Origin of the sequence: Microbacterium sp. Se63.02b (genome assembly GCF_014171575.1) — a bacterium.
Lineage (GTDB): Bacteria > Actinomycetota > Actinomycetes > Actinomycetales > Microbacteriaceae > Microbacterium.
In genome coordinates this window covers 691,707-715,517 of sequence record NZ_CP050453.1, presented here as the reverse complement: position 1 = coordinate 715,517, position 23,811 = coordinate 691,707, and the positions used below count along the sequence as shown (strand labels likewise).

Sequence of the window (23,811 nt, the reverse complement as noted above, 5' to 3'; positions counted from 1 at the left end):
CCTGATAGACGGCGCCTCCGCGAACGCACTGATCGGCCTTACAGGGTGCGTGTTTGGCCTCGTCTGCTCCTTCCTGATCCTCATCGTCGCTCGAGCCTTCGTAAATCGCGTGCCGAACGGAAATCGCGAGCGACTTCCGCGCATGCCCGAGATGAGGGCCGCACCCGACCGCCCGTTTGCACGAACTCTTTCCCTCACGCAACTCTCTCTGTCGCGCACCTGACATCGATCAGCCATCTCACGATGGCGCTTCACATTCGGTGGGGTTCACGTTCGTTGTGCTGTGTTGTGGTTGGAGAGAAATGAAAGCGTCTCAAAAGGCGATCCTCGTCACGGTGGGTCTCGTCGTTGTCCTCCTTGTCGTCGCGCTGGTGTACGTCCTTCTCAGTGAGAATCGGGCCTCCGCGCCCGAGACAGAAGGCAACGACGGCCCTCAGGTGGTGCGAGAGAATTCACATGTGCTCGACGATGGCGGCGACGCAGCGGTCACCGTGGTCGAGTTCCTCGATTTTGAGTGCGAGGCGTGTGGCGCCTTCTACCCGCTGGTCGAGGACCTTCGTGAGAAGTTTGATGGGGAGATCACCTACGTCATCCGGTATTTCCCGTTGCCTGGCCACTTCAACTCGAAGAACGCTGCGATCGCGGCAGAAGCGGCGGCCCAGCAGGGACGGCTGGAAGACATGTACCACCGCTTGTTCCAAACACAGGCCCAGTGGGGTGAGGCTCAGGAGTCGCGTGCGAACCTGTTCCGGGGTTTCGCTGTGGAGCTCGGGTTGGATATGGCTGCTTTCGATGAAGCGGTCGCGGATCCGGCGACCGCACAACGAGTGGAGTTCGACGTTGATGAGGGCGAGCGACTCGGCGTCAGCAGCACTCCGACGTTCTTCATCGACGGGGAGCAGGTCGTATTGGAGAAGTGGACGGACCTCGAGGACGGCATCGAAGCTGCGGTGAACGGGACGCAGTGATGGTGCGTTCGTTATCGCATCGCCGAGCGATTATCGTCGGGGCCGGCCAATCTGGATTGGCGATGGCGTCCGCGCTGTCGTCCTATGGGCTGGAGGCACAGAAAGACTTCGTCATCATCGATTCCGCGCCGACCGGTCAACGAAGCTGGGCAACCCGTTGGCACTCGATGAGGCTTCTCAGCGATGCTCGCAACAGCACTCTCCCCGGGTTCCCCTTTCCCGGGGACAATCGCCGTCATCCAGGCGGTCGCGAGATGAGCGACTACCTGGCTTCTGTAGAGAAGACGCTCGGCGTGAAACCTCTCTGGGGCGTTCGCGCTCTCGAGGTGGAACGCCGCGGAGACGGATCCACGTTGCACCTTTCGACGTCCATCGGGGACGTGCAAACGCGAAACGTTGTCTGTGCCACAGGATCTGCGGCAGTGCCCCGAGTCCCTACCTGGCGCCAGAATCTGTCGGCACCCGGAACGGTTCTACATTCCAGTCAGTACCTACACCCGGGCCAGATCCCTTCGGGGACCGTGTTGGTGGTCGGCGGAGGGTTCAGCGGCGTACAGATCGCCGAAGAACTCGCTCACTCGCGAGATGTCACTCTATCCACCCGAACAGAACGACCGCGGCCGTCAGCGCGATGGTCCATCTGGCCGAGGCTGCGCCGCAACCACTCGATTCGTTCCGGCCCCGCGCCCACCGCTCTGGCCGGCGTGAGCCACGCGCCCCCCGTCGTGGAGGCCGACGGAGCCGTCGTGACATTTGCCGATGAGTCGACGATGCAGCCGCACTCCATGATCCTCGCTACCGGCTACGAACCCGGCGACAAGTGGCTACCCGCCCCGGAACCCACCGGTGCTCGGACACAAGCCAACACGCATATTCCCGGACTGTTCACGGTCGGCATCCCGAAGTACTCCCGAACCGGCGCAGACACGATTCCGGGGGCATGGAGTGATGCTGCCATCGTCGCCCCCAACATCATCGACCGCCCCTGAAAGGATCACCATGACAGAAGCAGGGCACTCGCACGGAGTGGGTGACGCCACTCCCCGCAATCGTCTGATCATCGCTTTCGCGATCACCTCCTCGGTCTTCGTCATCGAGGTGATCGGGGCGATCATCACCGGCAGCCTCGCACTACTCGTCGATGCGGCGCACATGCTCACCGATGTCACCGGGTTGGCTATGGCCGTCACCGCGGCGCATCTCATGAATCGCCCTCCCACCCCCAAGTACACCTTTGGCCTGCAAAGGACCGAGGTTCTCGGAGCACTCGCCCAAGCAGCGCTGCTCCTCGGGGTCGGCATCTTCGCGCTCGTCGAAGGTATACGGCGGCTCTTCGAACCCCCAGAGATCGCGTCAGGAAGCCTGCTGTTCTTCGGTATCGTCGGCCTGGTCGCCAACATCGCATCCATGCTCGTCCTGTTCAGCGGCCGCGGACGCAATCTCAACATGCGCGCCGCATTCCTCGAGGTCGTCAACGACGCCCTCGGCTCCGTAGGCGTGATCGCCAGCGCGATCCTCATCGCCGCTTTCGGCTGGTATCAGGCCGATGCCGTCGCCGGTATCTTGATCGCCCTGCTCATCATCCCTCGCACGCTCATCCTGTTGCGAGCATCCGGACGTGTGCTGTTGGAATCGACACCCCCGGGTCTCGATCTGGACGATGTCCGCCGCCACATCCTTGCCCTTCCGCACGTGGTCGCGGTGCATGATCTGCACGCGACTCAGGTCTCAACGGACCTCCCCACCCTCAGTGCCCACGTCGTGGTCGACGACACCGTCACCATGGAGACCTCCGCGGCGTTGCTGACAACTCTTCAGGAGTGCGTCAGCGAGCACTTCGCCGTCAGCATCGAGCACTCCACTTTCCAGATCGAACCCGAATCGCATCCCGGAGAGCACGACACCCATGCATAAGAACCTCCCCAGACGCACCGCCATTGTCTTATCCGCCGTGCTGTTGTCAGGAGCAGTCGTCGTCGCCACCCCGACGGTCGCTGTCGCTGACGACAACTTCGACTCGTCGTACCCCGTTGCCGACTCGACCATCAGCGGCTCGCCTGATGAGATCTCACTGATGTTCACGGGAACCCTCAACAACGAGGCCGGCACGACGATCATCGAGGTCCTTGATGAAGGCGGAGAAGACGTTGCTGTCGATTCGCCGACGGTGAGCGGTCAATCGATCACTCAGCATCTCTCCCCGGAAGCCGCCGATGGTCTGTTCACAGTGCGCTGGAAGACAGTCTCTGGGGACGGGCATCCGATCAGCGGGCAGTTCTCGTACACCGTCGGACAGCCCGGACCGAGTACGAAAACCGCGCCACCCGCAACGCCGAGCCCCAATCCCAGTCCCAGCCCGGAAGAATCCGACAACACTACGGAGGAGCCAGAGCCCGCTCCTGCCAGGCAGACATACGGTGGCACACCATCAGGCGGAGCAGAGTCCGAGATGCTGCCCGTGTTCTTCGTCGGCGGCCTGGCAGTGATTCTCGGGTTCGGCGTCGTCGGAGTGATTCTGGCCGGACGCCGGCGCCACCAGCAAGACCGTGCCCAGGCTTCTAGAGATACGGCGGCTGGGGAGGGGGGTCACGATGCGTGACCGGGCACGAAGGTTCGCCGTGGTGTTGATCATCGCCGCGATCGTCACTTTGGTCGATCAGGGAACCAAGGCCCTCGCTCTGAGCTCATTGAGCCAGGATCAGCGCATACCCCTGGTCGGCGATTGGCTCGGTCTTCAATTGGCGTTCAACCCGGGGGCGATCTTCTCGTTGGGCGAAGATGCGACCTGGGTCATCACTGTCGTCGGCGTCATCGCGACCACTCTGCTCGTGGGAGCCGCTACGCGAACCCAAAACGCATGGTCAGCAGTCGGCTTCGGTTTCATCGTGGGAGGCGCGATCGGCAACCTCATCGATCGCCTCTTCTCTCCCCCGTCGTTCGGAATCGGACACGTCACCGACTTCCTCGCCTACGGAAACCTCTTCATCGGAAATCTGGCCGATGTCGCCCTGGGTATCGGCGCCGTGTTCCTTGTGATCGCGGGTCTGCGCGCCAGTCGCCGACACTCCTCGCCTTCTCGCCCCGAATCCACAGATCCCGCACCAGCCGAAGAGATGGCCCGCCCATGAGCCCCAAACAACGTGTTCCCTCCACCTATCAGCGCAATGCTCTCGCCCCCAGCCTCGTCGCTGCCGCCATCCTGTTTCTCGCGCCTTTGCTCGTCCAGGCGGGCTGGGCGCCACTCGTCCTGTTTGTTGCGTCGATTTTCGGGCTGATCATCGCATGGTTCGCCGTGCAGGCCCGTCATTGGTGGTGGGTACCGATCTTCGTCGCGGTGGCTGTGCTCTGGAATCCGGTGATGCCCTTCCCCTTCTCCGGTGTCGTGTGGGAGATAGCTCAGCCCGTCGCCGCTGTGGTCTTCCTGGCGGCGGGGGCGACGATCAAGGTGATCCGGAAATGATCTGCGGGAACCTCGCGTCAACACCATGCTTGTGAGCGGCGCGATCCCCGACACTCCGCCAACGCTGCAGTCCTTGCTCGCGCCGGCGGATCTGACCATTCCTGTGTTGCCCGTCATCGCCGGAGTCCTTGCGGCCCTCTATCTCGTCGGAGCGGTCCGCCTATGGATGCATGGTCGGCGCTGGTCCGTCTGGCGGACCGTCAGCTTTCTTCTCGGATGTGTTCTCCTGGCGGCAGTCACTGGCCTTGGGGTAGAGGCGTACGGAGAAGTCCTTGTCTCTGTGTTCATGTTCCAGCAGCTGACCCTGATGATGACGGTGCCGCCGTTGCTGGTTCTGGGCTCGCCGGGCACTCTTCTCCTCCGAGCGACACCGCACCGTGGAGCCGGCCGGATGATCCTCACGGCAGCGCATACCGGTCTTCGGAGTCGCGCCGCCAGGTGGTTGCTCAGCCCGTGGTGCACGGTTCCCCTCTACCTGTTCGCCTTCTACGGCCTCTACCTCGCGGGCTCGGCGGACGTCATCCTCGCCCTGCCTGCCGGCCACGTCATGCTCGAGTTGGCGTTCCTCCTCGCCGGCGTGCTGTTCACCATTCCGATCCTGTCTTCGGATCCACTCCCGGTGAGGTTGGGTCACGGAGCGCGGGCACTCGATGTGTTCGCCGAAGCCGCACTCCACGCGTTTTTCGGAGTGTTTCTCATGATGGCCAGCACGATCCTGGTCGGTTCGTTCGTCGCACCCACGGAGGCCCTGGGCGTCGACCCCCTCGAAGATCAACAGCTTGCCGGCGCGCTGGCTTGGTCGTATGGCGAAGCGCCCACGGTGCTGATGCTGGTGTACGTGATGCACCGCTGGTTCCGCAGCGACACGGCCGCTGCTGCTGCTGCAGACCGGTACGTCGATCTGCATGGGAACTCAGAGCTCGACGCGTATAACTCCTACCTCAGCAAACTGAACTCTGATGACCCTCAACGTTGATGCAGTCGTGAGGCGCCCAATCGCCTCCCGCAGGAGGTGTAGTCGTCACATCGGGTTCGATCCACGCACCATGTCGACGGCAGTACCGTTGCCCGTTGCGATAGTCGCGTCCGCTATCGCCGGCGCCGCGCTGGATCTTGCGTACCCGGAGCTCGGCTGGTGGCCCGTGGCCTTTGCGAGTGTGACGATCGGCCTGTGGACACTGCGCGGGCGTTCGCTACCCGCGGCGTTCTTGGTTGCCCTCGTCTACGGGGCCGCGTTCTATTTCACCCACCTCGTCTGGGTCTCACGATTTCTCGGCCCCATCCCCTGGGTGGCGTTGGCCGGACTGGAATCGCTGCTCTTTGGTGCCGGTGGGATGCTGATTGCGCTCGCATATAGGGTGATGACCAGCCGCTCGCGGTGCGGATATTCCATGATCACGCCTGCGCTCATCGCAGGCGTGTGGGTGCTGCGCGAAACCGTGATGGGAACTTTCCCTTACACGGGGTTCCCCTGGGCGCGGATCGGATTCACCCTTACTCAAAGCCCGTTCGCGGAAGCCGCCTCCTGGGTGGGAACTACCGGGCTCTCCTTCCTGACGGTCCTCATCTGCGCGAGCAGCTTGGACGCACTCGCTCATCGACGACGGCGACCGGGAGCAGTCGCAGTTCTCGCTCTCACTGCCACCGCGCTCGCCCCCCTGTTCCCCACTACGCAGGCAGGTGCCATACGTGTCGGATGGGTGCAAGGAAACGGACCAAGCGGCTACTTCGACACCAAAGCACCCGGCGACATCATGCGGGCTCAGGAAGGGGCGACAGCTCCTCTCCTCGGTCGGGGGATGGATCTTCTCGTCTGGCCAGAAGGCGCAGTCGACGCGGATCCTTTCCAGGATGCAGACGTCACCGACCGGCTTGACCGACTCGTAGCAGACGCCGGCGCTCCGGTGTTGGTGAATGCGGCGACCGTGCGCGGCGACGATACTTTCAATACGTCGATCCTGTGGACGAGCGCCGGACCGCAGCAGATCCACGACAAAGCCAACCCCGTGCCTTTCGGCGAATACGTCCCGGACCGTTGGTTCTACGAGGCCATCGCTCCTGACCTCATCGGACTCATTCAGCGCGAGTACACGCCTGGCTCAAACACGCCCCTCGTGAACGTCGGCGGTGTTCCCGTCGGTCTGGCGATCTGTTTCGACGTCATCTACGACAACGTCATTGAGGACAGCGCGGCGAAGGGCGCACAACTGTACGTGTTCCAGACGAACAACGCCGACTTCAGAGGCACAGATGAGAACCTCCAGCAGCTCGCTATTGCGCGTATGCGCGCCATCGAAACCGGAAGAAGCATCGTGAACGTGTCGACGACCGGCACGAGCCAGGTCATCCGCCCTGATGGGACCCCACTTGCAGAGCTCGCGGTGAACACGCAAGGCGCAAACGTCACCGAAGTGCCCCTCTATACCGGGACCACGCCAGCGGTGGTTCTTATGCCGTGGATCGGGTGGGCGTTGAGCATGGGAACCGTATTGATGCTGCTCGTCACCACCGCTACTCGTCAGCAGCGAGCGGGCGAGGATTTCCGTTTTCACGAAGGGAACACGCTGTGAAGACAAAATCGCTCTCGCTTGGTGCGGCGTTCGGCGCGCTGCTTCTGCTCAGCGGGTGCGCTCCCACCGTGCATCTCGAGGCGGCTCCGAAAGCGAACGATCCGTTGTGCGCGGAGGTCACGGCCCGGCTACCCGACTCTATCGGTGATCAGGCGCGGGTGTGGACGGACGCGCAAGCCACTGGCGCATGGGGAAGTCCCACCAGCGTGCTGCTCACCTGCGGGCTGGACTCACCGGCTCCCACCACGCTGCAATGTGTGAGTTTGGGGGGCGTCGATTGGATCGTGGACGAAGCGGAGACACCAAATCTACGGTTGACGACCTACGGGCGGGAGCCCGCAGCGCAAGTGTATGTGGACACGACGACGTTGTCGGCCGACGCCGTTCTCCAAGCACTTGCCGGAGCGATTCAGCAGCTTCCGAAGAACGATGCGTGCACAGAACCGATCACGAAAGACCCTGACGAAGAAACCTCTTCGACGGAGGGAGCGACACCGTGACGCCTCCTATTCTCCGCGTCGCCGGGCTGACGATTTTCGTCGTCTCTGCAATCGTCGCCGTCGTCATCGGGCTGGTGATCGGCGGAGGAGCTGCACCGAGGCTGACCAGCGACCCCGGCGCGGTGGTTCGCTGGGGCCTCCCGGTCGCGAAACTACTCGTCAACCTCTCTGGCGCTGCAATGGTAGGACCACTCGTGTTCGCTCTGTTCGCTCTCGCATCCGGCACGAAGCCCTTCCTCACCGCGCTCAATCTTGCCTCGGCGGGTGCCGCAATTCTTACCGTCGCGAGCGGGACGGTCACCTTCCTCACCTTCCTGTCCTCGTTCAACCCGAAGGTGAGCCTGGAGGCAGAGTTCGGCGCACAACTGGGCCGTTTCCTCCTCGACACCGAGCTTGGAAGATCTTGGCTCATCACCGCCATCTTCGCGTCGGTCGTGACCGTGCTCGCATTCGCGGTGCGCGGCTACGGTGCCGTGCTCGTCACAACGATGCTCGCGATCATCAGCCTGATTCCGATGTCCACTCAGGGGCACTCCGGGGAACTGGCCAACCACGACGCGGCAGTCATGTCTCTCACCCTGCATATCGTTTCGGCGGCGGTGTGGCTCGGCGGGCTCACATTGCTCATCGTGATCCGTCCGGGCCTTCCATCGTCCACCCTCGAGGACATACTCCGACGGTACTCGACGTTGGCACTCATCGCCTTCGTCGTCGTCGCCGTATCGGGGTATGCCCGGGCGCTCACTGCCCTCGGACGATGGGACGACCTCGTCACGCCGTATGGGCTGATCCTGCTCGCAAAGATCCTCGCGCTGGTGGTGATGGGCATCCTCGGAGCCGCCTACCGCGGTCGACTCATCGCAAAAGCGGGCGAGGGCCGCAACACCTTCTGGATGTTCGTGTGCGTCGAGCTGGCATTCATGGGTATCGCAAGCGGCGCCGCCGCGGCCCTTGCCCGAACAGCCGCACCCGCGGACACGATCACGATTCCTCAGACCACGGCCGCGGAGATCCTCACCGACGCCCCAGTCCCGCCAGAATTCACGACGGAGCGATGGTTCACGGCGTGGAGCATTGATCTGCTGTGGGTGATTGTGGGAGGTTTCGCGGTGTTCTTCTACCTTGCCGGGGTGGAGCGCATGAGACGTCTCGGGCAGCCTTGGCCGATGCGGCGCACCATCGGCTGGGTGATCGGGATGGGCGCGCTCGTGTGGACCACCAGTGGCCCGCTCGCTGTGTACGACGAACCTCTGATCAGTATGCGTTTCCTCTCTTTCGCACTTCTCGGCCTCGTCATACCGGTACTTCTCGTTTCCGCTGCGCCCCTCGTGCTCGCACTCACCGTCATACATCCTCGGGACGACGACAGCCGCGGAGCTCTCGAATGGCTTCTGTGGGTTGCCGCCAGCCGAACAATTCGGCTGGCGCTCAACCCCATCATCACCGCCATACTGTTCACCGCCACGATGTGGCTGATCACATACTCGGACCTCTTCCGATGGTCGCTTTACGACCAACTCGGAAGCGAATGGATGATCACGCACCTCCTCGTTATCGGGTGCCTCTTCGTCAGTTCGCTCTTCCGGCGCAATGGCGCCGTGCCCGCTCCCGGGCGATCTCGGCGGTGGACCTTCACCGCACTCATCACTCTGACTCTGACGACGGTGTTCATCGGCATCGCCACCATCACCCGAACAGACCTCATCGTCGCCGAGTGGTTCGGCGCCATGGGACGGAGCTGGGGATCCACCCCGCTCCAGGACCAGCGCGTCGGAGGAATCATCATCGTCGGAATCGCGGCTTTGCTCGCGGCCCTGATCGCAGCCTCGGTGCTGCGCCCCCAGCGCACAAACTCAGTTACCCTCCCCACGCACACCTCCCGAAAGGACGCATCGCGGTGACCTCGACCCGACGCCCGACCTGGCTCGCCGGCAGCATCATGACCCTGATTGCCTTGAGCATCATCGTCGCCCCCGCACCCGCGGCCATGGCGCACGATAACCTCCTCGACGCGGTACCCGCGCCGGAAGAGACGGTGACACAGCTCGACGCCGTCGCCCTCACCTTCAGCGGAGAGCTCATCGACTTCAGCCAGGCCAGCTTCGCGCAGGTCCAAGGCCCCGATGGTCTGTACTACGAGAGCGCGTGCTCGACTATCGACCGCAACGTCCTCACCACTCCGGTGAGACTCGGAAAACCTGGTGTCTACACCGTCCTCTGGAACGCGGTCTCCAGCGATGGGCACCCCATCTCCGAGAGCTACACGTTCACCTACGCACCGACAGGCGTGGACCCCGAATTCGGGTGGGACAAACCAGCATGCGGAAATGAAGAGTCCCGCGCTCAACCCGGTAAGTCGACTCCGTCGCCTACCCCCACAACGAGCGGTGAAACGGAAAACTCAGAGCCGTCGTCGGCACCGACATCCCCACCCCAGGACGAAACCACAGCCATCGCGATTCCCCTCATCATCGCCGTAGGCGTGGTCGGAGTTGGCGTCATCGCCACAGCTCTCGTCGCACGACAGTTGCGCCGAAAGAAGGATCAGCGCCATGACTGATGTACGGACCCCGGCCATCGGGTCGCAGCGACGACGCAGTTACGCGCCGACCATACCCAGCGCGAATCAGTCACATGTGGCGAGGTGCCACGGAAGCGGCAGCCCCCCAGGAGACGATGGACGCGCGAACACGTTATCCATGCGACTGAAAGAAGGGAAAGCGTGAACGCCCACATCGCGAACGAAGCAGCTGCATCATCCGAGGACTGCGGGTGCGCGCCCACCCCCGCTGAACGCGACTCCTTCTGGAAGCTGCGCATCAGCCGGCGCGGGGCGCTCGGACATCGCGCCCTCAGCGCCGTTGCTCTCGCCAGCTTCGGCATCACCTCCGGCGTGTCCGCCCCGTACGCGGCGTCCTATCTCGGTTGGGACGATTTCCAACGAGTCAAAAGCAACGAAGCGGCCAAAGCCGCGGAGGTCACGCGCGTCGGAGGGCTGGTCCAGTCGCTGCCGCAGAAGGTCGCCGAGACTAGGAGTGCGCCGCGATCGCCGCTGCGAAGATCACGATGTCGGCGATGTTCCCGATGAACCAGTTCCCATAGGCGAGGAAGTCCACGACATGTCCGCGGGCGAATCCAGGCCCCGAAAGAGACGATCGCCTGCGTGTGATGCTGCAGCTCCGCCGAGCGCGCCGACGATGATCGCCCAACCTGGGCGCTGAACTCGGAGTGCGAATACGATCGCTGCGATGGTGGCGGCGACGGCGAGTAGCGCGAAGACCCAGGTGTAGCCCTCCCCGAAGGAGAATGCCGCTCCGGGGTTGTAAGCAAGTTGCAACCAGCCAGGCCGCCCGATCAGGGGGATGCGCTCGCGTTCGGTGAGGCTTGCTTCCGCCCACATTTTCGTTCCCTGATCGATCAGAACAACAACCGCGGCGATCAGCAGCGCTCCGCCAGTGAGTTGCCAGCGCTGTGCCGGCGACAATTTCCGCGGAGCGGACGGGCGAGCTTCTGCCTCGGGCGACGTCATGCGAGGACCTCAATCAGACGAACGATGACGCCGGATTCGATCAGGATGAACAGACCCAGACCGATGAACACGGCCGGGACGAGCCAGTGCTCGACGCGTTCCAGCCCCTCAGTGACAGCCTTGTTGGTGCCGATCAGCCGTCCAGCGGCGCACCAGACGGCGACGAGAACGAGGAACACGACGATCATGACGGCGACGTCGCCGGGTGCGGTGGTGCGGAAGATCGGCGTGTACAAAGAGATATTGTCCGCCCCATTGGCAATCGTGATCCCCGCAACACCCCACATTCCAACCGCGGTGATCTTGGCGTCGTCGTCATCGTCATCGCCGTTGCGGCGCAGGCCGGCGACAAGCGTCCAGATACCGATGCCGAGCGGGATCAGGCCGAGGAAACCGACCCATTCGTCCGGGACGATCGTGAGGCCGAGCGCGGCGATCACGCTGATCACGACGAGGGCGATGAACCCGAGGTACTGGCCAGCGACGATCTGCCAGGGCCGGGGCTTCCCCCGGCTTGAGGCGAGGAACAGCACGGTGAGCACGACGATGTCGTCGATGTTGGTCGCTGCGAACAAGCCGATCGCTGATCCGATGGTTGCGAGCATCAGCTTTCCAGCCGCGGAGTGTGTGCGCGGGCGGCTCGCAGCCCGTTGAGGATCACGATGACCTCCGCGACCTCGTGGACCAGGACGACGGCCGCGAGCCCCAGCACTCCGAAGAGTGCGAGCGGGAGCAGTGCCGTGATGATCAGCAGCGACAGGATGATGTTCTGGTTGATGATCCGTCGCCCTCGGCGGGCGTGATCGAACGCCCGTGGGATGAGGCGGAGATCATGGCCGGTGAACGCGACGTCCGCGGATTCGATCGCCGCGTCGGAGCCGGTCGCGCCCATCGCGATACCGATGTCCGCGCCAGCGAGGGCCGGAGCGTCGTTGATGCCGTCGCCGATCATCGCGACCGCCCCTGCCTTCGACAGCTCACCGATCGCGGCCGCCTTGTCTTCGGGGCGCATCTCGGCTCGCACGTCAGTGATGCCGGCCTGCGCAGCCAGTGCACGAGCGGTGCGGGTGTTGTCGCCGGTGAGCATCGTCACGCCGATGCCCTGTCTTGTCAGCGTCCGGACCACGTCGGGGACTTCGGGACGCAGCTCGTCGCGAACGCCGATCGCGGCGACCGGGGACCCGTCACGGTGCACGATCACGACGGTCATGCCCTGCTCCTCGAGCCCCGCCACCCGGTCCGTCAGGTCGTCGGCGTCCAGCCAGCGGGGGCTGCCGACGGTGATTCTCGATCCGTCAACGGTGCCGTCGATGCCGTGCCCGGGCTGCTCGGTCACATCGGCAGCCGCCAGAGTACCCGGGGCCGCTGCGGTGATCGCGGCAGCCAGAGGATGCGTGCTGTGCTGCTCTAACGCTGCCGCCCACGCCAGGGCCTGAGCCTCCGTCACGCCGTTCGCGGTGAGGACGGCGGTGACTGCCGGTTCGTTGCGGGTGAGTGTGCCGGTCTTGTCGACGGCAACGTGGCGGACCGTACCGAAGCGCTCGAAAACAGCACCGGACTTGATGATTACACCGAACTTGCTCGCCGCACCGATCGCGGCGACGACCGTCAGCGGTACCGAGATCGCGAGCGCACACGGAGACGCCGCAACGAGTACCACAAGCGCGCGGGTGATCCACACCTCAGGATCGCCCAGCACCGAACCGATGATCGCGACGAGCGCCGCGAGGATCAGAACGCCTGGCACCAGCGGTCGGGCGATCTTGTCGGCTAGACGAGCACGCTCACCCTTCTCCGTCTGCGCCTTCTCCACCAGCTCAACGATCGTGGTGAGCGAGTTGTCGCTGCCGGCCGCAGTTGTCTCGACCTCCAGTGCACCGACACTGTTGATCGCGCCGGCCGAGACCACATCGCCGGGCTCGACCTCGACCGGGATCGATTCGCCAGTGATAGCCGATGTGTCCAGGCTGGAGCGACCGGAGCGGACGATCCCGTCGGTCGCGATCCTCTCGCCCGGTCGGACAACCATGACCTGACCGACCATCAACTCTCTCGCCTGGACGTGCACGGCAGTGCCGCCCTGCAAGACGGTCGCTGTCTCCGGTACGAGCTTGAGCAGTGCACGCAGCCCGCCGCGGGCGCGGTCCATCGCCTTGTCCTCGAGTGCCTCAGCGATGGAGTACAAGAACGCCAGGGCCGCGGCCTCCTCCACGTAGCCGAGGACGACTGCTCCGATGGCGCTGATTGTCATCAGCAGCCCGATGCCGAGTTTGCCCTTGAAGAGCTTCCGAATCGCACCGGGCGTGAACGTCGACGCACCCAGCAGTAGGCCGATCCAGAACAGTACCAGCGCCGGGATCTCCTGACCCGACCACTCGAGAATCAGTCCGACCAGGAACGCTATGCCGGAGAAAACAGGCACCATGATCCCGCGGTCTCGCCACCAGGGCTGCTCGACCGCGTCGGATTCTTCGTCAGCAGTACTAGAGGGCTCGTGCTCGCAGCCGCACGCCGCGCTCACGCGTCCACTCCCGTCGCGCAGCAACCAGCCACCATGCACGCTGAATCCACGCACGGCGCATGCGCGTCGACAGCCAGCGTCACATCGACGAGCGCGACGAGGGCCGCTGCAAGATGCGGGTCGGCGATCTCGTAGCGGGTCTGGCGACCTTCAGGCTCGGCGACCACGATGCCACAATCGCGTAGGCATGTCAGGTGGTTCGAAACGTTTGAACGGGTAAGGACCAGGTCCCGCGAAAGCACTGCAGGATAACTGGGTCCTTCGAGCAGAGTCATCAAGATCCGTGAGCGCGTGGGATCTGCCATCGCCCGGCCAAGCCGGTTCATCACGTCGATACGGGAAGTAATAGTCAGCACACACTGACTGTACAGCAGTGGATGACCAATCGCTAATGGGCTGCCCACTCCCCACCCCGCGGGCGATGCGCGAACAAGCTTCCATCTCATTCCCTACTCGGTGGCGCCACGACCGTTGTGGGTCGCCAGTCGATCCCCGATGACTGCAACCGCAGGATCCCGCCGTTGACATCGTCTGCACCAAACCGATCGGGGCTGCAGGCATCGGCGGCCATCGAGAGGCTCTCCTCGGAACTCACCGCTTCACTGTCCGCTGCCTCGCCAGTCTTAGAGCGGAAGGATGACGGTGCCCATCACCGCCGTCAGCCGGGACATGATGTCGGTCCAGATTCCGCTTACCATCAAGGCGCCCAGCGCGAGGAGCAGCACCCCGCCGATGGCGTTCACGACGCGGATGTGTCGGCGGAGGAACCCGATTGTCTTCGTCGCCCATCCGAATCCGAGAGCGACGAGCAGGAACGGGATACCGAGGCCCAGGGAGTACGCGAGCCCGAGGAAGCTGGCACGCACGGGATCGCCGGCGTTGAAAGAGATCGCCACGATGGCGGCGAGGGTCGGGCCCATGCAGGGTGCCCAGCCAATGCCCAGCGCGATGCCCAGGAGCGGGGCACCGACAATGCCGTACTTGGAATCGATGTGAAAGCGCAGCTCACGTTGGGCGAAGCCGAAGAAGCCGAGGAACACGAGCCCCATCATGATGATGATCACACCGAGGATCCGTGTGATCAGGTCACCCCACTGCAGCAGGAAGACGCCCACCGTGCCGCTGAGTGCCGTGATGAACACGAAGACGATGCTGAACCCGAAGATGAACAGCAGCACTCCGAACAGTAGCCGTCCTCGCGACGGCGATCCGGCATCCCCGGTTGTTGAGCGAGCTCCGCGAGACGCAGCGCCTCGCGGAGCGGCCGTTCCCCCGAGGAAGCCGAGGTAGCCCGGGACGAGAGGGAGCACGCATGGGGACAGGAACGACACGAGTCCGGCGAGCATGGCGAGAGGGATTGCGAGCCAGAGCGCGCCGGATCCGATGATCGCTTCGGGATTCATAGCGTCGCCGAGATCGTCACGACGACTCCGCGAGGGCGTCCTCGACGAGTGTGGACAGGATTGAGGTACCCTCGATCGGACCGATAATGCGCGCGGCAACACGGCCCTGCTTGTCGAGCACCAGAGTGGTCGGGGTGGCGGCGATCGGAACGACTTTGGCGAAGGCGAGCTTGGCCTCCGCCGTGTCGGCATCGATCAGGCTCGGATAGGTGACACCGAACTCGTTGGCGAATGCGGCGGCGGTATCGGCCTGATCACGGGTGTTGATCCCGACAAACGAGACGCCGTTCCCTTTGTATTCCTGCCAGACGCTCTCCAAGTCGGCCGCCTCGACACGGCAGGGTGCACACCCGGCGTACCAGAAATTAACGACCACAACCTCGCCTGCAAGGTCAGCGCTGTCAAGCTTCTCGCCGGTCTCTGTGATGCCGCCGAAGTCGACAGGGTCTCCACGGTCAGCCTCAGGGATCTCTACGATCGCACCGTCGCCGGAGACAAAGCCCGTGTTTTCTCCGCTGAGAAACGATTCACTGACCGGATCGGGCGCGCAGGCGCTCAGGCCGACGATGAAGACCGCGGCCAGCGCGGCTCCGACCGCACGGAGAGAAGCACGGTTGCGGCAAGAACCACCGGGACGAGTTGCATTGACCGTTGGGGCGAGTGGCACAGTTTTCAATTTACGGGGCGTTCCTATGCGTGACCCCGAAGCCCAGGACGCCCGGCACAACCACTGACCGGACCCGATGACGCCGCGCTCTGCGACCGCGTCGCACAGGCGACGATCCTGACGACAGGCCCGGGCGTGCGCGCCCGCAGCTCACTCACCGCGCCGGTATGGAATGGCGCCCCGCCCCACATATACATGACGGTCCCGAGAACCGGGGATACCCATCCGAGCCACGCGGCTCCCGCAGCGAGTACCCGCGCAGCATCGCGAACAATATTCAGGGTATTCCTCGGTCTAGGCTCCGGGGTCCATCTCCCGCCGAAAACGATCGTCTTCGGCAGTCACCTGGGCGCACTGCTGCAGCGTACGACACGCTGACGAAAACCCACCGCAACCCTCTGCCGAACCCAATACGCACGGAAACGACAAGTGAACAGTTTTGGCTGAATCGCACAACGGCGTGGCCACCGAGCATGGGTGACACATGCTGTCAGCAATGCCAGGCGTGGCACGCAAAGCGGGGTTGTGCCACTTCAACGCGGTTCCGACAGTTAAGCTCGTGCTCAGCCCCATCTCACTTCAAGGGGTGTGTTTCTAACCGCCGATATTCACAGTTATCCGAACTATCGGCGCGAAGCCCCATTTTTCGGGGTTGAGAGCGAAACGTACGGACCGTTCCAGGGGCGGAGCTCAATTCAGGCTCCAGCGGCGGTGCTCAGTCGCCTGAGCCGTTGGGCAACACCCCTTTGCGGAATCCTGGTTGATGGGCCGCGACGTCGCTACGCGCCGCGTGGAACATGCACGCGGCCACAATGAGCGTTAGGCATACGCTGCACGTGTTTACGAGCGCTACGGCGGCACCCAACCACATCTCCCGGACCGAGCATTCGGGGCGGCTGACGTCCCGCGAGTCAGCAGACCTTGACCGCCCGAATGACAGCGCCACCTTTGCCCCGCATCCTCAGCGGCACGACTGGCTACTGGCCTCGGCAAAGGCGCTATTAGGGAGCGTCCTCATTCAGCCAGCTTTCGACCCGCTGCAGATCGCGCGGCAGGAGCCCCGGCAAGGACCTTGTCCGCAGGAGCAGGCGCTGATGATTCTGTTGCGGTCCCCATGGGTCGGCCTTGATGCCCACGTTCCCGATTTCATCGTCGATCCATGCGAATCGCGCCGGCTGCACACGGTCAAGAAGCAGTTCAGCGGCCCGACGCTTCCACCACCACTCGGAGTTCGAGTCGAATGCGATGCTCTGGTCAAAGCGTTGGTCGATGATCGTCTTACCCTCGCGAGTATCCACCGAGGGATGATCTGCGCGATGAGGCATCAGCCCGTCGAGACCGAGCGCAGCCTCGAACTCGTCGAGTAACCACGGCTGCTCCAGCCAGGTAGTCAGCCAGGCGCCCTGGACGTCCGAGCGAGCGAGGATCGCTCGAAGCCTTCCGACCACCAGCGGCCTCCAGCGGATCTTCCACCTACCGACTTCCGCCACGGCCAGTTGCTCTCCGCGAGTGTTCTTAAAGCCGTTGAGCACGCCATCGATGTCCAAGGCGATCAGCGTCACCGTGCGCTCGCTCGGCGTCAACGACGTGACGCTCGGCTGGTCCATTTGTCCATCCCTCACATGGCGTTAATACCACTCGCAGAAAAGGCAAAGCTGCCAATTCGCAGAGTCGCGACGTGCAAAAATGGCGGACTCATTGATACATGAGTAGAAATCCTTTCGGAATGCATCCCGCACTCCACGAAACTTGTGGTTTTAGTCCGCGGCAATGACATATCGTTCAGCTCATGGCACGAACCAACGGAGGGCACGGCGACGGTTCACGACCGACACACGAAGACGTGCAAGCCCTCGTCGACGCCATCGTCCGCTTGTCGGATGACCCTGCATGGCTCATCTCTGCACAGTTCATGCACACGCCGCAGGAGGAACCTCATCGCAGTCGCACGCCAAACTCGAATGCATGGCTCGTAGACGGAGGCGACGTCGAGACGGTTATGAAGATTATCCAGACCGTCGGGCGGCGTTGATCCGGCCGGCAACCCCAAAGATCAAGGAGCACTCGTGACAGGGAACGCATGGCGAGATGAAATGGATCCCTTCCAAGTTCGCATCATCGATGAAACGGCAAAGAGGTTTAGCGATACTCAGGCCCGGCTGACAGGCGACGACCACGCACGGTGGGACAGTCTTCCTCCAGACGCGAAAACGAACGTATCGGACCTCGTCGCTGCTGTGTATATCGCGCACAGTCAAGCACTTGCGGCGATCGTGCCAGAGGCCGGAGAGTTGGTCAGTGGCTCTCCGCAAAGGGCCCCCGAGGCATGCGGATTTGATGACGAGGACTATGACTCAGCGGATGACGAGTACGAGCACGGAGTGGACGATGAGCTCGACGTCATTCTAAGCTCGCGCGGCTGGAGGTCTGCCCGCACGGATCGTAGTCTGCGCCATGACGGCTCAGACCGTTGGTGCCTGCTGAAGCCAGGACGCGTGCAAGTCTTCGTGAGTCCCGTCGTTCGCCGCGGCTTCGAAGTCATGATCTGGGTTGGCGGCGAGTTGTTGGAGCCACAGCTGTTTGAGATCGACACGGCAGCTTTCATCTCCGTCGTTCCTGCAATGGAGCAAGCTGTGGAACGAGCGTCGTTGCGGCAACTAAGCGATGCTGACCTACTGGCCTCGGTTGTAGAGGCTGCGAACCCTGTCATGCGACAGCAATCGGGTAACGCAAGTAGCGAGTAACACCGTTACCAGCGTACGGACAGTAAGCGCCAATATCCCGACTCTAGCGAGCGCTCTGGCTGAGTTTGAGCATCGTTCTCGATGACATTGGCGCGTGTTCCGCGTTCAGAAATCCACGTGAGTGAACGGACGGCGGCCGTTCACGGTGGTGGAGTCGAGGATAACGACCGGTCTCATGGCGCCTCAGGAGGGCTCATCTCGGGCGGAGGAATCAACTCGCCGTCGAGCCAGGCGCTAATCGTCTCGATGAGCAGCTGAGGGCCGTCCGGATGAGCCAACGCCATGAGGTTGAGCGGCAGCGCGGTCAGCTCGATGTCCTCGCTGCCCAGAGCTGACGGCACGCGCCACACGGTCGGCTCAGCACGCTCGGCCACTGGGTACGCCAAGGAGACCCTGCGACAGCCCAGGACGTGGCCCGCGGTGAGGACCTGATACGTGTCCGGGGCCTTCGGGCGTGATCCAACGCGCTTGTACTTGGAGTCGATGACGGCGACCGCCGCGCTCTGATGGTCTCGAAAGACGACATCGGGGGTGGTTTCAAGTCGCGAGCCGTGCCCTGCGATGACCTCGCCGAACTTCGTCGTGTGCTTGCTCACCCGCTCGCCGCGGGAACTCGCGGCTCGGGTGCACAGCCAGTACACGTAGTTCTCGTAGATCGCATCGGAGTTCCAGAGAAAGCCCGACAGAGCGTGCTCACCGCTGGCGTGATGGACGCCCGCACCCTCAAGTAGGAGGAGCCCCACGATTCGTGCCGGCTCGAGCCCTTGGTGCTGTGTGCCCAGCACGATCCGCTGCGCGTCGAGGAGGTGAGGCGGCCTCCGGTCTACATGAGATAGCCCAGCGGCGATTTCCCTCATCGCGCGCGACCGGCCGGGGGCCTTCACGATCGCAGCAAGGCAGTCCGCTGCCCACCGCAGCAGCCGTGCAAGTGAGGTGTCGTCGGTGAGGAGGTCGGCGACGTACGGGAGTTCCCAGGGGCGTGAGATCCACCGGTCGAGGCGCGCCACATCGAGGCTCCCGCGCAGCACCGTTCCGGACGATGCTTCGGTCCAATAACCGCGAGGCAGGCCGCGTGCAGCGCCCTTCGCGTATGACGTCAGAAACATCTCGGCGAGGAGGTCGGGGAGCGAGAACTCGGCCAGTTCGTGTGCGGTGGTGAACGCGTCGTCGACATGCCCGCCCTCGACGATCGAGAGGATGCGCCAAAGCACGGTCTGCCAGCTGCCCTCGACCGTGCTAAGAAACTTCGGAGCGATCTCGATGTCGGTGCTTCCGACCCTGACGAGCCCGGTGACCGCCTCTGCCCGCAGCAGTATGCGACCGTCGCCGACGTCCTCCACCCGGATGGGATCGCTCGCGAGACCAAGCGCGCGTCGCCAGCGCTTGTTCGCCTCGGTCAGAGCGACGAGGTCGATCTCATCAACTCGATGCACCGCCGGGGCACCGTACTCCTGGAGTCGGATTCGCGGCGACGCGACTACCGAGCCAGCCACCTGAAGGATCGTTTGATCGTGTCGAGCGGGAGCTCGCTCGTCCGGACCGGCGCGAGGGCACGGGCCTGCGCAGTCCCACTCTTCGACGCCCGCAGGGTCCACGCGTAGTCGCCCGTCGGGGGCGCCGTGTCGACGTGGAGCAGCTGCATGAGCTGCTCGGGCCGTCCCGAGTATCGATCCTCGAGCTGTGGGAAGAGCACGTCGTCCCAGGTTTTCGACAGGCTTCGCCAGGCGTCGGTCTCTGAGATCGGCTGCTCGGATTCGTCGGCGGGCGTCACCGTCGCCGGAATCGGCGTCAGGAGCCCGTGGCCCAGCTCGAACTCCGAGCCGAGGTCGGAGGCGATGACCACGTTGAGCCGATCGAGCAGGAGGTATGCGGTCTGGAACGGGTCCAACGTCTCCAAGTTGTCCTCAGTCGGCGTCGGGATCGCCGTCGTGTCCAGGCCCCAATGACCGGCGAGGGCGTCAAGGTCCGGCCGCATCTCGATCCGGTCGAACCGGCGCGCGAGCGCGCTGTCGATCGGGACCGCAGCGCGATCCACGCTGTTCATGGTGGCGACGACGTAGACGTGCCTCGGGAAGGTAAAGCCGTCGGGGATCGTCGTTGACGCCCCACCCGGCCGATGGAGCTGCTCGCTTGCACCGTCGGCAAACGTCAGCTGTCGGAGCGGCACTGGGAGTGGGACGCTGCCGCCGTCGCGGTAGTCGAAGTCTAGAAAAGTCATGAATTCGCCGAAGATGCGTGCCGCGTTTCCGCGGTTCACCTCGTCGATGAAGATCACCACGGAGTTGTACTTTGAGTCGTCGTCCGCGAGCTCGATCGCCGCATCCAGGAACACGCCGGCCCACGGCTCGAGGCGGGTGCCCTCGGCGTCCATGGCCGGCCTGAGCCCCAGGACGAAATCCTCGTAGCCGTACGACTGATGGAACGTGGTCCACACGACCTTCGCCGGGAGCGGGATCGTGATCGGCTGCTTGGGTCGGCTGAAGGGCGACGCGGCGTCGCTGGGATCGAACAGGATACCGCGGCTGCCTTCCGGAGGCTCCTGCAGCGACTGGAAGAGCTGGCTGATGAGCCGCGTCTTGCCGGTTGCCGGCGGACCGTAGAGCAACACGTTTCGTCCGGCGCCCCACGACGCAAAGATGTCATCGATCTTGTCAGCCACGCTCCACCTCACCCCGCATCGATCACTCCGCCCACGGTCTTGCCCTGCGTGTACAGATCCCATGCCGGGTCGTTCCTCGCCATGGCAGTGGGGCGGACGCCCTTGGTGAAGCCAGCGTAGTAGTCACCTTCAACCGTCTTCGCGATGTAGATGCGCAGGCCGCCCTCGGGGAAGAACGGACGCGCCTCCTCTTTGTTCCGCACATCGTCCGGTGCCGATGGGAATCCGCGAGCGACGGTCCACGCCGGATGGCGTTGCGAGTTCGGTTGTTGCCGGTTCTGCCGCGCGATCCGCATCCGTCCGCCCGCCTTACGCTGAAACTCAATCGGTCCTGAGATCCCCGGCACGCCAGCGACCCCGGCCTGGATTGTGATCGCAGGCAGGGCGTCCACGTTCGTTCCGGCCACCCCCAGAAAGTCGAGCGTCTCGGGCACGATCGACGCCGGGACCTCGATGTACAGCGAACCGCCACCGCCGCGAATCTGATAGTGGCGCTCGATGTTATAGAACTCGCCGGGTTGGACGTTTCGCCACCAGATGCGCTCGATGTTCAGCTTCTGCGCCATGCTCAGAAGACCTCCACGTGATAGAGACGTTCCAGCACGGATCCGTCCTTGACTCGGTCGTTGCTCCGGTAGCGGAGATGCGGCTGCTCGTGCACGGTGACCTTGCCGAAGTCTCCCAGGATCGAGAGCAACTCTTCCCCACTCACCTGTCCATCCTCACTGTAGGAGATGAACACGTGGCGAGCATCGAGCCGCTCCATCGTGGCCCGGAAAGCGCGACCGGCGCTGCGGCGGTAACAGAAGTCCGAGGCCTGGTCCATCCACGGACGCAGTCCGCCGTCGCCTGCTGCCACCGGCTCGTCCTCCTGGGCGAGGGTCTCGAGGACGTGGTAATTCCCGGCATACTGGCGCTTCGTGTACGGCGGATCAAGATAGACCGCCTCCGTTCGGAGCGACGACGCCAGATCCTCGACGGAGCCCTGCAGCACGGTGTGCTCGCCCGGCGTGGTCTCGAACTCGAGCGGCTCGAAGGTGAGCGGGCGAAGGGCAGTACTCGATAGCGTCTTGCGGAAGTACCCGTAGGTACCGCTGATGTTCGCTACCTTGTTCGTCGCGAGCAGTAGATGCTGGAGCAGGACGCTGTGTTCGAGCTCAGTGAGCGAACCAGCCGCCCTGAGCTCGAGAATGCCCGCACGCACGCCGTCGATGTGCGCGGCGTTCTCGGCGGAGAAGTAGAGCCTCGGCGCCCGGCCGTTTGCTGGGGCACCCGCGGCTCCAAGCTCGCGGGAGAAGTACCCCCGTCGAGGCTCGGCGGCGCGCATCCACTCGAGTGCCTCGGCGTAGCCACCGAACACCTTGAACTCGGGAGGCTTCTTCGCGAGCAGCCGCGTGCGCGCGTGAATTACCGGGAAGGTGAGCGCATCCGAGGCCGTGACGTCGTAGCCGGCACGAGCGAGCGCGAGCGACACGGAGGCCGTTCCGCACATGGGGTCCGCGATGCTCGACCCAGCAGGGACGATTTCCGCGATCTCGCCGACGATCCAGTCAGCGAGCTTGGTCTTATTACCGAGGTAGCGATACGACACGCGCGTCCAATCCCCGATTCCCGCCCGAAAGGCGCCGGTTTCGCACGACGATCCGGTCGTACATGCGTCGATAGCCGCGCGGTGTCGGCAGGTAGAACCGTGGGCCGCCCTGCTGGTAGGTGCCCTTCTCGGCGATCTGGGACATGGGCTGGCCCAAGGTCTTGCTCGACCCGACGATCTCGAACTGCTCTGGGTTGTACTTGTCGATGAACGTGATCGGGACGCCCATGAGGCCGGCGTAGTCGGACGGAATATCCGCGGTTTTGCCGACCTCGATTGCGTCGAAGTTCGCGTAGCGCGGATAGTCGGCCTCGCGGTATCGCTTAGTCAGTTCGAGGTCTCGGTGCCGCTCGTCATAGTCGAGGTTGGTGAACCAACGAACGCCCTTGACGCGAATGTATCGGTTTCCCTCCGCATCAACCCGGGTCCCTGCAGCCTCAAGCGGGTAGTCGGCTGGCACGCGAAACTCGCGGTCGCCGCTGCGGATGCTCGGGCCGTACCACATCTGGTTGTTCTGGAAGAGCGGGAATATCTCCTTGTAGGTGAGCGCGTTCATGTTCCCGAGGATGATGAACTGCTTGTCGTGCTCGACGAGCTGGGCGACGAACTCGCGGAACAGCGAGAATGGCGGGTTCGTGACGACGATGTCCGCTTGGCGCAGCAGCTCGACGCTCTCGGCGCTCCGGAAGTCGCCATCGCCCTTGAGAGGACGCACGCCGATCTCGTTGGCGTCCGGCACGCGGTTGCCGTTCTTGTCGCCGTCGTACTCGAGCCAGACAGCGCGCGAGGAGTCGCCCCGGCTGAACTGGCCCGGATCCTCGCTCTGGTAGCACGTGGCGATGAGTCGCTTCAGGCCCAGCGCCTCAAAGTTCTCGGAGAAGTAACGGAAGAAGTTGCTGACCCTTGGGTCGTCGCAGTTGAGGTAGACGACCTTGCCGGCGAAGTGTTTCCGGTAGTGACTGAGCTCCTTCTCGATGTCAACCAGCTGGGTGTAGAACTCGTCCTTCTTGGCCCCCCTCGCCGCTGACAGATTGCCATTCGCGGCAGTGATGAGCGTCATCGGCCTGCCCCGTCGAGCTCGAGGTGCGATTTCGCGCAAGAGATTGACCGCGTCATAGTTGCGACGATACGGCGGGGGTCCGACTGCGCCTTGATGGCGCGGCGCGAGCTGGGCTGGGGCATCCACTCAGTGTAATGCT

25 protein-coding genes are annotated in these 23,811 nt (G+C 63.7%); 13 read left to right on the top strand and 12 right to left on the bottom strand.

Annotated features, from left to right (window positions below):
* The first annotated feature begins 302 nt into the window (after nucleotides 1-302).
* The 12 genes from G4G29_RS03540 (at nucleotide 303) to G4G29_RS03485 (ending at nucleotide 10,586) form a co-directional block, all read left to right on the top strand.
* A complete protein-coding gene (locus G4G29_RS03540; protein WP_029266226.1) occupies nucleotides 303-968 on the top strand; it encodes a thioredoxin domain-containing protein in 666 nt (221 codons plus the stop codon).
* Nucleotides 968-1,957 carry an NAD(P)/FAD-dependent oxidoreductase gene (locus tag G4G29_RS03535; protein ID WP_029266228.1) on the top strand — a complete coding sequence of 330 codons (990 nt, stop codon included), beginning with the start codon at nucleotides 968-970 and terminating at the stop codon, nucleotides 1,955-1,957. The genes G4G29_RS03540 and G4G29_RS03535 overlap by 1 nt, the downstream gene beginning before the upstream one ends.
* A gap of 10 nt (nucleotides 1,958-1,967) precedes the next feature.
* Complete coding sequence (locus G4G29_RS03530) at nucleotides 1,968-2,882, top strand: cation diffusion facilitator family transporter (RefSeq protein ID WP_029266230.1); 915 nt, start codon at nucleotides 1,968-1,970, stop codon at nucleotides 2,880-2,882.
* Nucleotides 2,875-3,567, top strand: coding sequence for a copper resistance CopC family protein (locus G4G29_RS03525; RefSeq protein WP_029266231.1), 693 nt, complete (start codon nucleotides 2,875-2,877; stop codon nucleotides 3,565-3,567). Before G4G29_RS03530 ends, G4G29_RS03525 begins: the two co-directional genes overlap by 8 nt.
* The gene (locus G4G29_RS03520) at nucleotides 3,560-4,096 is read left to right on the top strand and encodes a signal peptidase II (protein ID WP_029266232.1); all 537 of its coding nucleotides are present in this window, start codon (nucleotides 3,560-3,562) and stop codon (nucleotides 4,094-4,096) included. The genes G4G29_RS03525 and G4G29_RS03520 overlap by 8 nt, the downstream gene beginning before the upstream one ends.
* Nucleotides 4,093-4,428 (top strand): DUF6804 family protein, encoded by a 336-nt coding sequence (locus G4G29_RS03515; protein WP_029266233.1) that lies wholly within the window; start codon nucleotides 4,093-4,095, stop codon nucleotides 4,426-4,428. The genes G4G29_RS03520 and G4G29_RS03515 overlap by 4 nt, the downstream gene beginning before the upstream one ends.
* Before the next feature lie 25 nt (nucleotides 4,429-4,453).
* The gene (locus G4G29_RS03510; protein WP_029266234.1) at nucleotides 4,454-5,404 is read left to right on the top strand and encodes a cytochrome c oxidase assembly protein; all 951 of its coding nucleotides are present in this window, start codon (nucleotides 4,454-4,456) and stop codon (nucleotides 5,402-5,404) included.
* 70 nt (nucleotides 5,405-5,474) lie between these two features.
* On the top strand, nucleotides 5,475-6,998 hold the full coding sequence (gene lnt / locus G4G29_RS03505) for an apolipoprotein N-acyltransferase (protein ID WP_051667918.1): 1,524 nt from the start codon (nucleotides 5,475-5,477) through the stop codon (nucleotides 6,996-6,998).
* Entirely contained in the window at nucleotides 6,995-7,498 is a 504-nt protein-coding gene (locus G4G29_RS03500) for a DUF3515 family protein (protein WP_036331304.1), read from the top strand. Before lnt ends, G4G29_RS03500 begins: the two co-directional genes overlap by 4 nt.
* Nucleotides 7,499-7,572: 74 nt before the next feature.
* Entirely contained in the window at nucleotides 7,573-9,399 is a 1,827-nt protein-coding gene (locus G4G29_RS03495) for a cytochrome c oxidase assembly protein (protein WP_136025419.1), read from the top strand.
* A complete protein-coding gene (locus G4G29_RS03490) occupies nucleotides 9,396-10,058 on the top strand; it encodes a copper resistance CopC family protein (protein ID WP_051667920.1) in 663 nt (220 codons plus the stop codon). Before G4G29_RS03495 ends, G4G29_RS03490 begins: the two co-directional genes overlap by 4 nt.
* Before the next feature lie 162 nt (nucleotides 10,059-10,220).
* On the top strand, nucleotides 10,221-10,586 hold the full coding sequence (locus tag G4G29_RS03485; RefSeq protein WP_183152932.1) for a hypothetical protein: 366 nt from the start codon (nucleotides 10,221-10,223) through the stop codon (nucleotides 10,584-10,586).
* Here the strand turns inward: G4G29_RS03485 and G4G29_RS03480 are convergent.
* The 7 genes from G4G29_RS03480 to G4G29_RS03450 all read right to left on the bottom strand — a co-directional run bounded on the left by G4G29_RS03480 (nucleotide 10,560) and on the right by G4G29_RS03450 (nucleotide 17,225).
* Entirely contained in the window at nucleotides 10,560-11,027 is a 468-nt protein-coding gene (locus tag G4G29_RS03480) for a signal peptidase II (RefSeq protein ID WP_231868230.1), read from the bottom strand. The genes G4G29_RS03485 and G4G29_RS03480 overlap by 27 nt on opposite strands.
* Nucleotides 11,024-11,632, bottom strand: coding sequence for a cadmium resistance transporter (locus G4G29_RS03475; protein WP_029266243.1), 609 nt, complete (start codon nucleotides 11,630-11,632; stop codon nucleotides 11,024-11,026). Before G4G29_RS03475 ends, G4G29_RS03480 begins: the two co-directional genes overlap by 4 nt.
* Nucleotides 11,632-13,548 (bottom strand): cation-translocating P-type ATPase, encoded by a 1,917-nt coding sequence (locus tag G4G29_RS03470; RefSeq protein ID WP_062635479.1) that lies wholly within the window; start codon nucleotides 13,546-13,548, stop codon nucleotides 11,632-11,634. The genes G4G29_RS03475 and G4G29_RS03470 overlap by 1 nt, the downstream gene beginning before the upstream one ends.
* A complete protein-coding gene (locus G4G29_RS03465; protein WP_081859720.1) occupies nucleotides 13,545-13,904 on the bottom strand; it encodes a metalloregulator ArsR/SmtB family transcription factor in 360 nt (119 codons plus the stop codon). The genes G4G29_RS03470 and G4G29_RS03465 overlap by 4 nt, the downstream gene beginning before the upstream one ends.
* A 267-nt stretch (nucleotides 13,905-14,171) precedes the next feature.
* Entirely contained in the window at nucleotides 14,172-14,951 is a 780-nt protein-coding gene (locus tag G4G29_RS03460; RefSeq protein WP_029266247.1) for a cytochrome c biogenesis CcdA family protein, read from the bottom strand.
* Between the two features lie 16 nt (nucleotides 14,952-14,967).
* Nucleotides 14,968-15,534 carry a TlpA disulfide reductase family protein gene (locus tag G4G29_RS03455; protein WP_105950738.1) on the bottom strand — a complete coding sequence of 189 codons (567 nt, stop codon included), beginning with the start codon at nucleotides 15,532-15,534 and terminating at the stop codon, nucleotides 14,968-14,970.
* A 1,085-nt stretch (nucleotides 15,535-16,619) separates the two neighbouring features.
* Nucleotides 16,620-17,225 carry an HAD domain-containing protein gene (locus tag G4G29_RS03450; RefSeq protein ID WP_029266251.1) on the bottom strand — a complete coding sequence of 202 codons (606 nt, stop codon included), beginning with the start codon at nucleotides 17,223-17,225 and terminating at the stop codon, nucleotides 16,620-16,622.
* Nucleotides 17,226-17,684: 459 nt separating this feature from the next.
* Here G4G29_RS03450 and G4G29_RS03445 point away from each other — a divergent pair, with 459 nt between their 5' ends.
* On the top strand, nucleotides 17,685-18,362 hold the full coding sequence (locus G4G29_RS03445) for a hypothetical protein (protein ID WP_136025420.1): 678 nt from the start codon (nucleotides 17,685-17,687) through the stop codon (nucleotides 18,360-18,362).
* Between the two features lie 173 nt (nucleotides 18,363-18,535).
* Here the strand turns inward: G4G29_RS03445 and G4G29_RS03440 are convergent, their stop codons facing one another.
* Genes G4G29_RS03440 through G4G29_RS03420 form a run of 5 tightly spaced genes read right to left on the bottom strand, consistent with a single transcriptional unit; the run spans nucleotide 18,536 to nucleotide 23,672 of the window.
* The gene (locus tag G4G29_RS03440) at nucleotides 18,536-19,855 is read right to left on the bottom strand and encodes a hypothetical protein (protein ID WP_029266257.1); all 1,320 of its coding nucleotides are present in this window, start codon (nucleotides 19,853-19,855) and stop codon (nucleotides 18,536-18,538) included.
* A complete protein-coding gene (locus G4G29_RS03435) occupies nucleotides 19,840-21,084 on the bottom strand; it encodes an AAA family ATPase (RefSeq protein WP_081859722.1) in 1,245 nt (414 codons plus the stop codon). The genes G4G29_RS03440 and G4G29_RS03435 overlap by 16 nt, the downstream gene beginning before the upstream one ends.
* Nucleotides 21,030-21,587, bottom strand: a complete 558-nt coding sequence (locus G4G29_RS03430) for a hypothetical protein (RefSeq protein WP_029266261.1) — start codon at nucleotides 21,585-21,587, stop codon at nucleotides 21,030-21,032. Before G4G29_RS03430 ends, G4G29_RS03435 begins: the two co-directional genes overlap by 55 nt.
* A 2-nt stretch (nucleotides 21,588-21,589) precedes the next feature.
* Complete coding sequence (locus G4G29_RS03425; protein ID WP_051667921.1) at nucleotides 21,590-22,612, bottom strand: DNA adenine methylase; 1,023 nt, start codon at nucleotides 22,610-22,612, stop codon at nucleotides 21,590-21,592.
* Nucleotides 22,590-23,672, bottom strand: a complete 1,083-nt coding sequence (locus G4G29_RS03420) for an adenine-specific methyltransferase EcoRI family protein (RefSeq protein ID WP_051667923.1) — start codon at nucleotides 23,670-23,672, stop codon at nucleotides 22,590-22,592. Before G4G29_RS03420 ends, G4G29_RS03425 begins: the two co-directional genes overlap by 23 nt.
* Between the last annotated feature and the right edge of the window lie 139 nt (nucleotides 23,673-23,811).

Excerpts from the sequence above, each read along its gene's own strand:
- G4G29_RS03540 (WP_029266226.1), top strand. The coding sequence starts at position 303 with ATGAAAGCGTCTCAAAAGGCGATCCTCGTCACGGTGGGTCTCGTCGTT.
- G4G29_RS03535 (WP_029266228.1), top strand. The coding sequence starts at position 968 with ATGGTGCGTTCGTTATCGCATCGCCGAGCGATTATCGTCGGGGCCGGC.
- G4G29_RS03530 (WP_029266230.1), top strand. The coding sequence starts at position 1,968 with ATGACAGAAGCAGGGCACTCGCACGGAGTGGGTGACGCCACTCCCCGC.
- G4G29_RS03525 (WP_029266231.1), top strand. The coding sequence starts at position 2,875 with ATGCATAAGAACCTCCCCAGACGCACCGCCATTGTCTTATCCGCCGTG.
- G4G29_RS03520 (WP_029266232.1), top strand. The coding sequence starts at position 3,560 with ATGCGTGACCGGGCACGAAGGTTCGCCGTGGTGTTGATCATCGCCGCG.
- G4G29_RS03515 (WP_029266233.1), top strand. The coding sequence starts at position 4,093 with ATGAGCCCCAAACAACGTGTTCCCTCCACCTATCAGCGCAATGCTCTC.
- G4G29_RS03510 (WP_029266234.1), top strand. The coding sequence starts at position 4,454 with ATGCTTGTGAGCGGCGCGATCCCCGACACTCCGCCAACGCTGCAGTCC.
- lnt (WP_051667918.1), top strand. The coding sequence starts at position 5,475 with ATGTCGACGGCAGTACCGTTGCCCGTTGCGATAGTCGCGTCCGCTATC.
- G4G29_RS03480 (WP_231868230.1), bottom strand. The coding sequence starts at position 11,027 with ATGACGTCGCCCGAGGCAGAAGCTCGCCCGTCCGCTCCGCGGAAATTG.
- G4G29_RS03475 (WP_029266243.1), bottom strand. The coding sequence starts at position 11,632 with ATGCTCGCAACCATCGGATCAGCGATCGGCTTGTTCGCAGCGACCAAC.
- G4G29_RS03460 (WP_029266247.1), bottom strand. The coding sequence starts at position 14,951 with ATGAATCCCGAAGCGATCATCGGATCCGGCGCGCTCTGGCTCGCAATC.
- G4G29_RS03450 (WP_029266251.1), bottom strand. The coding sequence starts at position 17,225 with ATGGACCAGCCGAGCGTCACGTCGTTGACGCCGAGCGAGCGCACGGTG.
- G4G29_RS03435 (WP_081859722.1), bottom strand. The coding sequence starts at position 21,084 with ATGGGATCTGTACACGCAGGGCAAGACCGTGGGCGGAGTGATCGATGC.
- G4G29_RS03430 (WP_029266261.1), bottom strand. The coding sequence starts at position 21,587 with ATGGCGCAGAAGCTGAACATCGAGCGCATCTGGTGGCGAAACGTCCAA.
- G4G29_RS03420 (WP_051667923.1), bottom strand. The coding sequence starts at position 23,672 with ATGACGCTCATCACTGCCGCGAATGGCAATCTGTCAGCGGCGAGGGGG.